Source organism: Gelatiniphilus marinus (assembly GCF_042684345.1).
GTDB lineage: Bacteria > Bacteroidota > Bacteroidia > Flavobacteriales > Flavobacteriaceae > Gelatiniphilus > Gelatiniphilus marinus.
The window spans coordinates 407,354-420,512 of sequence record NZ_JBHULK010000003.1 but is presented as its reverse complement, the minus strand read 5'-3'; the positions used below and the strand labels follow the sequence as shown (position 1 = coordinate 420,512).

General features: G+C 36.7%; 12 protein-coding genes. 9 read left to right on the top strand and 3 right to left on the bottom strand.

Annotated elements, in window-relative coordinates:
- Positions 1-209 precede the first annotated feature (209 nt).
- The 5 genes from thrS (at position 210) to ACFSQS_RS10680 (ending at position 4,477) form a co-directional block, all read left to right on the top strand.
- Positions 210-2,144, top strand: coding sequence for a threonine--tRNA ligase (gene thrS, locus ACFSQS_RS10700; protein ID WP_388018287.1), 1,935 nt, complete (start codon positions 210-212; stop codon positions 2,142-2,144).
- Positions 2,145-2,179: 35 nt separating this feature from the next.
- Positions 2,180-2,725: a translation initiation factor IF-3 gene (gene infC / locus ACFSQS_RS10695; RefSeq protein ID WP_388018311.1), complete on the top strand. Its 546-nt coding sequence runs from the start codon at positions 2,180-2,182 to the stop codon at positions 2,723-2,725.
- A gap of 107 nt (positions 2,726-2,832) precedes the next feature.
- Positions 2,833-3,030 (top strand): 50S ribosomal protein L35, encoded by a 198-nt coding sequence (rpmI, locus tag ACFSQS_RS10690; RefSeq protein WP_139698285.1) that lies wholly within the window; start codon positions 2,833-2,835, stop codon positions 3,028-3,030.
- A gap of 123 nt (positions 3,031-3,153) precedes the next feature.
- Positions 3,154-3,498, top strand: a complete 345-nt coding sequence (gene rplT / locus ACFSQS_RS10685; RefSeq protein ID WP_388018284.1) for a 50S ribosomal protein L20 — start codon at positions 3,154-3,156, stop codon at positions 3,496-3,498.
- A 151-nt stretch (positions 3,499-3,649) separates the two neighbouring features.
- Positions 3,650-4,477, top strand: coding sequence for an HAD family hydrolase (locus ACFSQS_RS10680; RefSeq protein WP_388018282.1), 828 nt, complete (start codon positions 3,650-3,652; stop codon positions 4,475-4,477).
- A gap of 2 nt (positions 4,478-4,479) precedes the next feature.
- On the opposite strand, the gene ACFSQS_RS10675 is transcribed toward ACFSQS_RS10680, so the two are convergent.
- Both ACFSQS_RS10675 and ACFSQS_RS10670 read right to left on the bottom strand, forming a co-directional pair.
- Positions 4,480-4,902, bottom strand: coding sequence for a secondary thiamine-phosphate synthase enzyme YjbQ (locus tag ACFSQS_RS10675; protein WP_388018280.1), 423 nt, complete (start codon positions 4,900-4,902; stop codon positions 4,480-4,482).
- A gap of 14 nt (positions 4,903-4,916) precedes the next feature.
- Positions 4,917-7,202: a beta-N-acetylhexosaminidase gene (locus tag ACFSQS_RS10670; protein ID WP_388018277.1), complete on the bottom strand. Its 2,286-nt coding sequence runs from the start codon at positions 7,200-7,202 to the stop codon at positions 4,917-4,919.
- Positions 7,203-7,411: 209 nt separating this feature from the next.
- Between ACFSQS_RS10670 and ACFSQS_RS10665 the strand changes: the two genes are divergently transcribed.
- Positions 7,412-7,807, top strand: a complete 396-nt coding sequence (locus ACFSQS_RS10665; RefSeq protein WP_388018274.1) for a hypothetical protein — start codon at positions 7,412-7,414, stop codon at positions 7,805-7,807.
- A gap of 191 nt (positions 7,808-7,998) precedes the next feature.
- Here ACFSQS_RS10665 and ACFSQS_RS10660 read toward each other — a convergent pair whose 3' ends face one another.
- Positions 7,999-8,172, bottom strand: a complete 174-nt coding sequence (locus tag ACFSQS_RS10660; RefSeq protein WP_388018271.1) for a hypothetical protein — start codon at positions 8,170-8,172, stop codon at positions 7,999-8,001.
- 106 nt (positions 8,173-8,278) lie between these two features.
- Between ACFSQS_RS10660 and ACFSQS_RS10655 the strand changes: the two genes are divergently transcribed.
- Genes ACFSQS_RS10655 through ACFSQS_RS10645 form a run of 3 tightly spaced genes read left to right on the top strand, consistent with a single transcriptional unit; the run spans position 8,279 to position 13,119 of the window.
- Positions 8,279-10,297 (top strand): tetratricopeptide repeat protein, encoded by a 2,019-nt coding sequence (locus tag ACFSQS_RS10655; RefSeq protein WP_388018268.1) that lies wholly within the window; start codon positions 8,279-8,281, stop codon positions 10,295-10,297.
- A 19-nt stretch (positions 10,298-10,316) separates the two neighbouring features.
- Entirely contained in the window at positions 10,317-10,877 is a 561-nt protein-coding gene (locus ACFSQS_RS10650) for a hypothetical protein (RefSeq protein WP_388018265.1), read from the top strand.
- Positions 10,878-10,884: 7 nt separating this feature from the next.
- Positions 10,885-13,119 (top strand): caspase family protein, encoded by a 2,235-nt coding sequence (locus ACFSQS_RS10645; RefSeq protein ID WP_388018262.1) that lies wholly within the window; start codon positions 10,885-10,887, stop codon positions 13,117-13,119.
- The last annotated feature ends 40 nt before the right edge of the window (positions 13,120-13,159 follow it).

Below are 13,159 nucleotides of genomic sequence, written 5' to 3'. Positions count from 1 at the left end.
GAGCCAGGGGCCTTGGCGGATGCTAAGGGCCCTGGCGCAAAGGCGCGTTAGGGATTGAAGTGGATAGCCCGAAGCGCAGCGAGGACTTGAAACGGAAAGCCCGACCCGAAGGGGAACGCCCAAAAAAAAATTCATGTATATATATTATATATGTATTGTGTGGATTTATTTATACTAGTATCTTTGCAAACTGAATTTAATTTTTTTTAATGATACATATAACATTACCTGATGGCAGCGTAAAGACGTTTAACGATAACGTTACACCAATGGATGTTGCCAAAAGCATAAGTGAAGGATTTGCACGGAACGTGATTTCGGCTAGTTTTAACGGGGAAACCGTGGAAACCGTAACGCCTTTAACCACCGATGGCGCTTTGGTTTTACATACATGGCGCGATGAGGCTGGCAAAACGGCTTTTTGGCACTCGTCTGCTCATGTTTTGGCGCAGGCTATTGAGGAGTTGTACGTTGGTGCAAAGCTTACTATTGGACCAGCGATTGAGAATGGGTTTTATTATGATGTGGATTTTGGAGCGCATACGGTTTCTGAAAAGGATTTTAAAGCGATTGAAAACAAGATGTTGGAGATTGCCCGCGGGAAACACGATTTTAAAATGCGAGCTGCAAGTAAAGCTGATGCTTTGGAGCTGTATAAGGACAACCCTTTTAAAACCGAGTTGATAGAGAATTTGGAGGATGGCACGATTACGTTTTGCGACCATTCCACCTTTACTGATTTATGTCGTGGCGGGCATATACCAAACACGGGCATTATAAAAGCGGTTAAGGTGTTGAGTGTTGCCGGTGCGTATTGGCGCGGTGATGAAAACAAGCCCCAGTTAACTCGTGTTTATGGTATTTCGTTCCCTAAACAAAAGGAGCTTAATGAGTATTTGCAAATGCTTGAGGAAGCTAAAAAGCGCGACCACAGGAAACTTGGTAAAGAGCTAGAGTTGTTTACGTTCTCGCAAAAAGTGGGACAGGGTTTGCCGCTTTGGTTACCAAAAGGTGCTGCATTACGTGAGCGTTTGGAAAACTTTTTAAAGGCCGCACAAAAGAAAGCGGGTTACGAAATGGTGGTTACACCACATATAGGCCAAAAAGAACTGTATGTTACTTCTGGACATTATGCAAAATATGGCGAAGACAGTTTTCAGCCAATTAAAACCCCGAAAGAAGATGAAGAGTTTTTATTGAAGCCCATGAATTGCCCGCACCACTGTGAGATTTACAACAGTTCGCAATGGAGCTATAAAGACTTACCAAAGCGTTACGCTGAATTTGGTACGGTTTACAGGTACGAACAAAGTGGCGAATTACATGGTTTAACACGGGTACGCGGGTTTACACAAGATGACGCCCACTTGTTTTGCACTCCAGAACAACTGGACAAAGAGTTTAAAGATGTTATAGATTTGGTGCTTTACGTATTTGGTTCTTTAGGCTTTGAAAATTTTACGGCACAAGTTTCTGTAAGGGATCCTGAAAATCCAGACAAATATATTGGTGATGTTGCCAATTGGGAAAAAGCAGAACAAGCCATTATAAATGCAGCTTCAGACAAAGGATTGGATTTTGTAATTGAAACCGGCGAAGCTGCATTTTACGGCCCGAAGTTAGATTTTATGGTGAAGGATGCATTAGGCAGACGCTGGCAACTAGGTACCATTCAAGTAGATTACAACTTACCAGAGCGCTTTAACTTAACCTACAAAGGCAGCGATAACGAGTCTCACAGACCTGTAATGATACATCGTGCACCTTTTGGAAGCATGGAGCGTTTTGTAGCATTGCTGCTAGAACATACAGGCGGTAATTTTCCGCTTTGGCTCATGCCAATACAAACAATTATATTATCAATTAGCGAGAAATATGAAAAATACTCTGAAAAAGTTTTAAATTTGCTAGAAAATAACGAAATTCGCGCCCTCGTAGATCATAGAAATGAAACTATAGGAAAGAAAATTAGGGAAGCCGAATTGCAGAAGCACCCGTACATGGTTATTATTGGAGAGCAGGAAGAACAAGAAGGCAAAATAACTGTACGACAGCACGGAGGAGCAGATTTAGGGATGATAACCGTTGAAGCTTTTACTAAAAAAATAAAAGAAGATATTAACAAAACGCTAAAATCGTTTTAAACAATATATTAAGTTTAATTTAAAACCATAACGCCATAGCAATTAGAAGAAGACATCAACCCAGAAGGGTTTCACAAGAGGACAAACACAAGATTAACTCTAAGATTACAGCGCAAAAACTACGTCTTGTAGGAGACAATGTAGAAATTGGTATTTATACCAAAGGTGATGCTCTGCGCATAGCAAACGAACAAGAGTTGGATTTGGTTGAGATTTCTCCAAATGCAGACCCACCGGTGTGCAAGGTTATGGACTACAAAAAGTTTCTATACGAACAAAAGAAACGCGACAAGGCCCTAAAATCTAAGGCCACAAAAGTAACTATAAAAGAAATTCGTTTTGGCCCAAACACAGACGACCACGATTACGAATTTAAAAAGAAACATGCAGAAAAGTTTCTAAAAGAAGGTGCAAAGTTAAAAGCCTTTGTGTTCTTTAAAGGAAGATCGATTATATTTAAAGAACAAGGGCAGATTTTATTATTGCGCTTAGCACAAGATCTGGAGGAATTTGGAAAAGTTGAGCAAATGCCGCGATTGGAAGGCAAACGAATGACCATGTTCATTGCTCCTAAAAAGTAATGCTTCGGTTACGCTAAGCAAATAAAAGTATTCAACAGGAAAATACTGTAATATAAAGATCAAGATTAAAGATAATTAAGCGAAATAATTAAAAACCAAGGAGAAAAATGCCTAAAATGAAAACAAAATCTAGTGCCAAAAAGCGTTTTAAGCTTACGGGTACTGGTAAAATTAAAAGAAAGCACGCTTTTAAGAGTCATATCTTAACAAAGAAATCCAAAAAGCGTAAGCTAGCGTTAACCCATGACACTTTAGTGCACAAGGCTGACGAAGATAATGTTAAAACCATGTTGCGCTTAAAGTAACAAGGTGCTTAACCGGTTAAAACAAATTATAAACCCTGGAGTTAGGCAACCAAGTACGAAGATAGAAGTACGAAGTTAGAAGTACCGATTTTAGGTCGCCTACTACAAAAAACAATTAAAATTATGCCAAGATCAGTAAATTCTGTAGCCAAAAGAGCCAGAAGAAAAAAGGTAATAAAACAAGCAAAAGGCTATTTTGGACGTCGTAAAAACGTTTGGACAGTAGCCAAAAACGCGGTTGACAAAGCGATGCAATACTCGTACAGAGACCGCAGAAACAAAAAAAGAACATTCCGTGCACTTTGGATTACGCGTATAAACGCCGGAGCCAGAGAACATGGGTTGTCTTACTCTCAATTTATGGGGAAATTAAAAGCTAATGATATTGAATTAAACCGTAAGGTTTTAGCAGATTTAGCCATGAACAACCCTGAGGCTTTTAAAGCTGTGATTGACAAAGTAAAATAAGGCGTTTCGCCTATTGTAAAACATATTATTCGCTTAATAAAAATCCGGTTCTTAATTGAACCGGATTTTTTTTGGGGACAATTCACTTTTTAAAATGCGGCACTCTAGGGCAAGATTACTATTTTAGCAAACCATTTAAACCATTCTTTACATGAATCTATCTGAAGTTAAACTTGTAGTTACCGATATGGACGGCACCCTACTAAACTCCAATCACCAAGTTAGCGATACGTTTTATAAGCTATTCAAGAAAATGGTAAACCAAGGCATTATATTTGTGGCCGCAAGCGGAAGACCCCATTATAGTATAGCTAAAAAACTGGACGCCATAAAAAACGATATTATAATCGTTTCGGAAAACGGCGGGCTGGTTTCAAAAAGGGATAAAACTATATTATCTACGCCATTACAACAAAAAATGTTGTTGGGAATAACTACATTAATTGATTCTTTACAAAACGCTTATCCTGTATTCTGTGGAAAATCCAAAGCCTTTGTAACAAGAACATCAAAACCATTATTAGACATTTTAACAGAATATTACCCCAGCTATCAGCTTATTAAAAGCCCCAATGAGATTGATGAAAAGATTTACAAGGTTTCGCTTTTTCATGAAGAAAATTCAGAAAAACATATTTATCCGTACGTTAAACACTTAGAAGCCCAATATAAAGTAAAAACTTCTGCAAAGCACTGGGTAGATATTTCGGATGCTTGTGCAAATAAGGGCTATGCCCTACAACATTTGCAGGAGCTTTACAATATCTCTTTAGAAGAAACCATGGTTTTTGGCGATTACAATAACGATTTAGAAATGCTAAGGTTGGGATATTTTAGCTTCGCAATGCAAAATGCACGGGACGATGTTAAGCAAACTGCGCGTTTTGAAACTAAGAGTAATGATGACTTTGGTGTAGAACATATTCTGCAAAAATTGCTTAACGCAAAAGCAGAAAACAAAAAATTAAACTCTTATTAAACCTACACGCCATAAGCTGTTATTATAAGGTTTCTAGACCCCCCATAATTTCTATGCTCGCACAAATAAATACCTTGCCAAATCCCTAAATTTAGTTTTCCGTTTGTAATTGGCATCTCAACCGATGCACCTAAAACCGATGCTTTAATATGTGCTGGCATATCGTCAGGACCCTCGTAAGTATGCTGGTAATATGCTGCATTTTCAGGAATCATTTTATTGAAATGACTTTCAAAATCGGTTCTCACCGTATAATCGGCATTTTCATTTATGGTCAAGCTCGCCGAGGTATGTTTAATAAACACTTGCATCTGCCCTATTTTAATGGATTTAATTTCTGGGATCGCTTGTAAAACAGCATCCGTAATCAAATGAAACCCTCTGGATTGTGCTTTTAACTGTATTTCTTTCTGGAAAAAATTCATAGAAATTTGATGTTTTATTTTACCGTAACCTCATCAACAAATACCCAAGCATCACCGTTTCGAATATGCCATTCTGGTAATTGACCTCTGTTTTTTGCCGAAATTTTAATAAAGGAAACGTCTTGCTTTTCAAATTCAGCTTCTATTCTTTTTATAATAGGGTCTCTGTCCTTTATGGTTTCCAAAGTTTCATCCAAAACGGTTTGATAGGTTTTACCATCTTCCGAAATACCAACAACCACTTGAGTTGGCAACATAACTGAAGTAGCCCCTATATGTTGAAAAAAGTTAATACCAATATAAGATGTTGCATTAACTTCTCCCAAGTCGATAATTACTTCAAAGTCCTTTTTTTGTACACCCTGCCAGTTGGGATCGTCGCCTCTTGGGTTTGCAAACTTATTATTAATTAACGCCCTATCGCCTCCACCGCTGTAACTTTTGTTATAGGGATTGGAATAGGCAACCTTACATTTATCACCAAATCCGGTGGAAAATATTTTTTTTAAAGGAAAGCCAATAGGCTCGCCATTTCTAAAGGTTTGGGCATATAAATTTATAGGTTTTGCGTAATTTATTGGAGCTGTATATGCTTTGGAGTTTATTGTTGGCTTATTACCGTTTAAAGTATATCTAATATCGTTTTTACCCAATTCGTTTTTTAATTCTAGTGTAAACTCATTAGTAGATCTGTTATAAGTTACCTGATAATCTGGCGATAATGAACTGCCTGCAAAATTGTAATTGAGTTCTTTAAATCTATCAAATTGAACATCTATTTTTTTAATAAACACATCTTTATTTTTCTGGTTAGGTTTTGTCCAAAGTGCTTCAGACAATGCACTAAGTCGGGGCAACATCATATATTGTGCGTGGTTTAACGTTTTTATTTGCTCGGTCCACAAGTTGGCCTGTCCTCCAAGGATATGATGCCTTTTATTTGCTGCTACAGCATTTGGTACGGGATTAAAACTGTAAACCTTCAACAAATTATTATAGCCGCCCCACGATGGTGGCTCAAATTCGCTTTTGCCTTGATTGTGGTCAAAATACAAAGGCGACCCGGGCGACATAATTACATCGTGCCCCGCATTGGCGGCTTCTATACCGCCTTCAAAACCGCGCCACGACATAACCGTTGCCCTTTCTGGCAAGCCGCCTTCCAGTATTTCGTCCCATCCAATAAGTTTTTTGTTTTTTGAATGGATGAATTTTTCCATACGTTTTACAAAATAGCTTTGTAATTCTTCGGCATTTCCAAGATTTTCATCATGCATTCTTTTTTGGCATTTTTTACAATTTAACCAATATTGTTTTCCAACCTCGTCGCCACCAATATGAAGATATTCGCTTGGAAATAGTGGCACAACCTCGGTAATTATATTCTGTAAAAACTCAAAAGACCCATCGTTACCGGCGCAATATACCCCGGATGTACCTTCGCCATCACAACTAAATTCTGGATAACATTGCAGTGCCGCTTCAGAATGCCCGGGCATTTCAATTTCAGGAATCACATCAATATACCGTTTGGCTGCGTATTCCACTACCTCTTTAATATCGGCTTTGGTATAAAATCCGCCGTATACCTCAGCTTTGGTATCCTTATAAGTTGCCTCAAAATCTTCCCACGGTTTTTTGTTTTCTTTTACTTTTCTCCATGCACCTTTTTTGGTTAATTCGGGATACTTATCAATTTGGATTCGCCAACCAATGCCATCAACCAAATGCCAATGGAATTTATTCATTTTATGCATGGCTAGGATATCGATTACTTTTTTAACAGAATCTTTAGGGAAAAAATGCCGCGACACGTCCAACATCATACCACGCCAACCAAATTCGGGCGCATCATTAATGCTAATAAAATTAAGTGTTGGCGTTTTAACTATTGCTTTTGGGCTAAGCAATTGCTTTAAGGTTTGTACACCATAGAATATGCCTTGGTAGGTTTTGCCGGTTATTGACACGCCATTTTTAGTTACCTTAAGTTGATACCCTTCCTTACTGTAAACATCTTCGGCTATTTTTAATTGTATGGCATTATCTTTAATTTTGGTAGAGGTAGTTAGTTTTATATTGAAGTTTTTATCAAAAAAAGACTGCAACATATCTGAAACTTGTTTTGCCTCATAAGAAGCATCTACAACAATTACGGTTTTTTCGGTAATTATAAATGTTCCTTTTTTATATTCGATAAAGTTGGGTTGCGGAATAACGCCTATTTTTTCTGGTGTTTTATTGTTGCAAGAAAGCATTACAAAAAACAAACAAATCAGTAGCGGACTAAAACACCTCATAATTGCTAAAAATTAAAATTAGTGTGGTTGTGTAAACAAAGTTAAGTATTCGAAACCAAAACCATACAATTTATTCAGGGTATAAATTTTAGGATTTGTATGCAATACCACGCAACCTTTTTTGGTTTTTTACATCTATATTATATAACCGTAAATTTTTAAATATGAATATGATTAAGTCTGTATGGATAGTTTTAAGTTGTTTTTTTATGTTCTCAAATTGTTCAAGCAACGAAGTAAATGTAGATCCGCAAAACGTAAAATATTTATGGCACTTGGTTAACGTAACCGGTGGCGTTGCAGGGGTAGATAAAACCTTTAACCTAAATACTGTTGTTTGGGCTTTTAACGACGAGACTAAAAAACTCGTTGTTGAAAACAATAATGATGACCAAGCTGCCGAAGACGGCTTAGATTCTGGTACTTACGATTTTGATGTTATAGAAATTGATGGCAAAACCTACCTTAGTATAAATGATAACGAATTTGGCAATTTCTTGGTTTCGGGCAACTTATTAACAATTAACCAGAACATTATGTCTTCTGGGACGGGTGCTGACGGGTTTGTTTATACTTTTCAAAGAACCATTGAGTTGGTTAATTAATCAATTTAAAAATTTACTTCATTTTTATATCGCAAATAGTAATTTTTGGTTGTGTAAAAATTAGCTGTTTTTAGTCCAATAAAAAAACCGAGTCTATTTTTGTCTCGGTTTTTTTATGCTTTCAATTGCTTAAAATATAGGGCAAGATTTAATCATTGAATAGTATCTGTTTCAAAAATAACCAGTGAGGTTTAATGGTTATTATCTTTTGGGATGATACTGCTACCGTCTTTTGGTTTAATACTGCTTCCATCTTTTGGTTTAATACTACTTCCATCTTTTGGTATAATGCTGCTACCGTCTTTTGGTTTAATACTGCTTCCGTCCTTTGGATGTATAGTATCAGGGTTTTCATTGCTTGCCATAATATATTTTTTAAAGTTAATTATGCTCTATATTAGTGAAAAAATGTAACTTTAGCAAGCTATTAATCCCATTTACTCTTAACCTCTTCAATTAATCAACTGAAAAATGAACCTAAAAGGTTTCGTTAAAGAGTGCCATAAAAAGGGAGTTTTTAAAATGCTTTCTATATATATAGTATCGAGCTGGGTAGTATTGCAAGTGTTAGCACTTATAACTTCGCCCCTCGGACTTCCCGAAAAAAGTGTTACCTATCTCATCGTTATTTTGCTGTTTGGGTTCCCGATTTATATTTACTATGTTTGGAAGTTTAGGCTCCTTAAACATGAAATACAACAAACCGAGGATCCTACTACACCATATAACAAAAGTGCATTTCAAAAAATGTACTTTTCGTCTTTGTTTGTTATTGGCTTGCTTTCTGGTATTGCTATTACCCTGATTTTTAAAAATAATTTTGGGGAAAAAATTTCATTGAAGAAATTAAAGGGAAACGATAAAATTGCTGTTTTGGATTTTGAAAACACAACAGGCAATACAGATTTAGACAATGTGGGCAGAATAGCAGCGAGGTATATTAGCCACGGCATTACCGAAAATGAAGTTGGCCAGGTGATTTCATCTAAAATTGTTAGCGATTATACCAGTATTATAAAATCTCAAGCCGGAAAATCAATAGACCTAAACAATCTTCTAAAAAACTACCTAAAACCAGGTAAGGTTATTGAAGGCACTTTTTACATGGAAAAAGATACGCTGTTCTTGCAAGGTTCCATAAAAGATGGTTTGGTTGACAAAACACTAATCTCTTTTGAAACCATTAAGTGCGACCCCAATGCACCGTTGGATTGTGCAGAAAAATTAAAACAAGATGTTCTCGGGTATTTATCGACCGAAGACCGACAAGATGAGTCTGGTTATATAAAGAAAAACAATAATCAGGTAGCTTCATATTACGAAGAAACACCTCCTAATTATGTAGCCTATCAGTATTTAATAAATGCGTTGGATAATATTGAAAATGACAAAATCCACTTGGAATATTTAAACAAAGCCATTAAAAACGATTTGGATTTTTTCGAACCAAAAACCCATCTTATGGCTTACTATTACAATAAAGGTTTGTTTTCAATTACAGATTCACTAATAAAAACCGTTGCAACAAATTCAACATTAAACGCAAGACAAAAAAACTGGATGCTTTTCTACGAATCTATTATTAGCGGAAAAAACGATAAAACCTATCGCGCTATTAAAAAAGAATATGATGTGGCTTCTTTGGATATGAACACCAACCAAACCACCATGACCATTGCCCTGCAATATGTTAATAGGCCTGAAGAGGTTGACGCCATATACAATGAAATCCCCATGGAAGACATGGTTTTAGACAATTGTACACGCTGCGGCTTTAGATATTATGTAAAAGGACTTGCCGACGTTGAACTTGGTAATTACAACAACGTTATAAAAATATTAGCACCCGCTACAAACATTATTGAGGCCAATTATTTAAAGCGTCCGTTACTTAGTGCCTATGTGAAATCCGGTAAAATTATTGAGCTTGAAAAATACCTGTCGCACTATGCTTTAACGGCGTCTAATGAAGATATGGATTATTTAAATGTATTTACCGGAATGCAGTTTTTAAATGCCAATCAAAAATCTGAAGCAGATACCTATTTTAATAAAGTTATTTCAAACAGCAACGCAACTACCGCTAAACCCAATCTCGCCAAGGCCTATTATTATAAAGGTGATTATACAAATGCTGAAGATTTATATAAATCGCTACACGAAACTGAACCCCATAATATTGAATATTTGGTATTGTTGGCCATAAGTTATTTTAAAAACGGCCACTCTGAAGCTGCCAAAACTCATATTGAAAAACTAAACGGCTTAAGAACCAATTATCAGTTTGGGGCTATCGATTACGGTTGGGCGCAGTACCATGCATCAATGGGCGATAAAGACAAAGCCATAGAATTTCTAAAAAAATCTGTGGCCCAAGGGTTTAATTACACACCAACCACGTTTCAACACGATTATCATTTTAAAACCATTAAAAACACGCCAGAATTCATTAATCAAATAATGAATTTTTGGAAAAACAAAACCATATAATACTAACCAAAAAAAAGCCATGCAAGAATTAATAAATTTACTAGACGTTATTATTTGGCCATTAACCGTATTGGCGGGATTACTTTTTTTTAGAGAACATATAGGAAAAGTTATTGGTAGCTTAGGTTCAATTAAAGCCGGGGCGCAAGGTTTTGAAATGAACTTTATTGACGACAAACTACAAGAAGCCTCAAAGTTAATTGGATTGGGCTCTCCCGAAATAACCGCAAAAGATGGCTCCAGCATTATACTAAAAGATGGCGGTAGCATTATTCCCAAAGATTCAAAAATAGTTCCCAAAAAGAGTCATGCCGAAACCCCATATCAAGAGTTGATGGAGTTACAAGATGCCATAAACGAAAAGCTGAAAAATATGGCAGCTACAAAAGGAATCGCTACCAATGGCGCCTCGAATTTTGCATTAACAACCACTTTAGCCGATCACGACATCATCAACAATCAAAAAGCGCGTCAGTTAAAAACCCTAATAGAGCTGAACAATATTGGCTTAAATTCTCCAAAGATTACTTCTAATCAGGTTATTCAAATGAAGACATTATTCAACAAAATATCATTGTAAATTCAATATGAAAAAACTAGATAACGCATACGCTTTGATTATTGGTGTGGACAATGAACAAAAAACCACCCAAGTGCTTAGGGACGCCCAAGCTATTTTTGATGTGTTAACCAATCAAGAATTGTGTGGCTACAAAGAAGAAAACATCACGCTCCTGCTCGATAAAGAAGCCACAACCAAAAGCATTAATGCGGCTATTGATAATTACATAACCAAAATTGATGAGAACTCATCTTTACTTTTGTTTTATTCCGGGCATGGTGGCTATCACGAAGGGCGCTCATACTTATTGCCCTATGGAGCTACCAGTGAAAGCTTAATATTGGGAGAGAAATTAAGGGAGAAACTCAGTCAAATGAAATCAAAAAGAATGATTATTATGTTTGACTGTTGCCATTCTGGAGGTTTTTTTGACGGAAAAGACGATATTATTTCGCAAACCATTTCAAAAAACACAGCACAAAATACGCTTCATAAATCTGAAGACTTAGAAGGCATCGCCCAGGAAATTGATGACGAACAAGGCATGGTAATTATAGCCTCGTCTCAAGCCGAAGAGTTATCGTGGGGCGATAATAACGATGATTACAGCGTGCTTACAACGTCCTTTATTGAGGCACTAAACGCTAAGCATAAACACTTTTTTGCCGATGAATACATTAGAATGGTGGAAACCGTTAATTATGTGTTCACCCGAATTCCTGAGTTGATTAAAACACTTAAAGAACGCAGCGACATTGTTAAGGACCAAACGCCTTACGCAAACCTTCAAATGAACAGCGACTTCGTTATTAGTTATATTCCCAAAAGTTTTAAAGAGAAAATCGTTACCAATAAATTTAAGGTTCAAGCGCAACAGGAGCCACCCATAACATCTAAAAGCAGTAATTTAGAATCTTGGGAACGATCGGAAGGAAACAACCTATTGCTTTTTGTACACGGTTTCTCCGGAGAATCAAAAGACACCTTTGGCAATATCCCAAAAATGTTGCAAGCCGATTCCAATTTTGATGGTTGGGCCATGAAACCCCTGGGGTATTCGCCTGTTGTACAGCCAAAACTGGGAAAAGATATTTGGGGCGCTATTCTTGACGTAGATAAAATCGCCGGTTTCTTAAAAACATCCATAAAATATAAATTCAAAAATTACAATCGCATAGCAATCGTTGCGCACAGTTTGGGCGGATTAGTTGCGCAAAAAGCCATTTTAGGACTGGACGAAGACCATAGAAATAGAATTTCGCATCTCATTATGTTCGGCACGCCCAGTAACGGCATTGCTCCAGAAGTGCTTGCCAAACAATGGAACAAAAAGTATAGCGAATTGAGTAGTAAAGGCGATTACATAACATCGCTTCGCAACCAATGGAAAGACACCTTCAACAATGCGTATCCTTTTAAACTAAAGGTAGCGGCTTCATCAGAAGATGAATATGTTTCAATCGATTCTTGCCACAAACCCTTTAGTCAAGAATATTGCGAAATTGTAGATGGCAAACATTTACAAATAGTAAAACCGGACAGCGAAAAAGACGATGCCTACGCTTTAATTTTAAACAGCTTAACAGGAAGTAAATTCTTTAATCAATATACCAATAAAGAAGAAATAAATTTAACCTTGGGCAAGTATGATGCCGTAGTTAAAAAGCTGCTGCCGAATAAAGATGATCTTGATAAAAGAGGTTTAACCCAACTCATTTTTGCGTTGGAAGGGCTTGAACGTAAAGACGAAGTTTATGAGATTTTAAACCATCACCCCATGGCAAAAAACAATACGGATTTAATGGGAATAATCGCCGGAAGGCATAAACGCGACTATTTAAAAACCTATTCGTATAAATCCAGTCAACTATCTCGTAATTATTATAGTAAAGCCTTGGAGATTTCGGTTGAAAATGAAGCCTATTCCCAAATATATTATCACGCCATCAATTTGGCTTTTTTAAGTATTGTAACCGACCCGGAAACCGGAAAATCGGAAATGAAAAAATACGCAAATCAAGCATTGGAAGCCACGGAGCATTGCGATGATAATCTTTGGAAATATGCCACCGTTGCCGAAGCAAACATGTATTTAGGAAATTTAGAGCGCGCCAAAGCATTTTACATCAAAGCTTCAACAAATATTGCCATTAGGGAAAAAGTGTCAATGCATACCAATGCGTACGCTGGATATGTTGCCTTAACAAATAAAGATGATGATGAATTTACAAATTTTTTAAAAGTGCAATTATTAAGTTAATCTCAACTTTTTACAAAATAACTTTCAGAATCAATTAGCA

Bases quoted from the DNA above. Each gene is read 5' to 3' on its own strand.
- thrS (WP_388018287.1), top strand. From the start codon at position 210: ATGATACATATAACATTACCTGATGGCAGCGTAAAGACGTTTAACGAT.
- rpmI (WP_139698285.1), top strand. From the start codon at position 2,833: ATGCCTAAAATGAAAACAAAATCTAGTGCCAAAAAGCGTTTTAAGCTT.
- rplT (WP_388018284.1), top strand. From the start codon at position 3,154: ATGCCAAGATCAGTAAATTCTGTAGCCAAAAGAGCCAGAAGAAAAAAG.
- ACFSQS_RS10680 (WP_388018282.1), top strand. From the start codon at position 3,650: ATGAATCTATCTGAAGTTAAACTTGTAGTTACCGATATGGACGGCACC.
- ACFSQS_RS10675 (WP_388018280.1), bottom strand. From the start codon at position 4,902: ATGAATTTTTTCCAGAAAGAAATACAGTTAAAAGCACAATCCAGAGGG.
- ACFSQS_RS10670 (WP_388018277.1), bottom strand. From the start codon at position 7,202: ATGAGGTGTTTTAGTCCGCTACTGATTTGTTTGTTTTTTGTAATGCTT.
- ACFSQS_RS10665 (WP_388018274.1), top strand. From the start codon at position 7,412: ATGTTCTCAAATTGTTCAAGCAACGAAGTAAATGTAGATCCGCAAAAC.
- ACFSQS_RS10660 (WP_388018271.1), bottom strand. From the start codon at position 8,172: ATGGCAAGCAATGAAAACCCTGATACTATACATCCAAAGGACGGAAGC.
- ACFSQS_RS10655 (WP_388018268.1), top strand. From the start codon at position 8,279: ATGAACCTAAAAGGTTTCGTTAAAGAGTGCCATAAAAAGGGAGTTTTT.
- ACFSQS_RS10650 (WP_388018265.1), top strand. From the start codon at position 10,317: ATGCAAGAATTAATAAATTTACTAGACGTTATTATTTGGCCATTAACC.
- ACFSQS_RS10645 (WP_388018262.1), top strand. From the start codon at position 10,885: ATGAAAAAACTAGATAACGCATACGCTTTGATTATTGGTGTGGACAAT.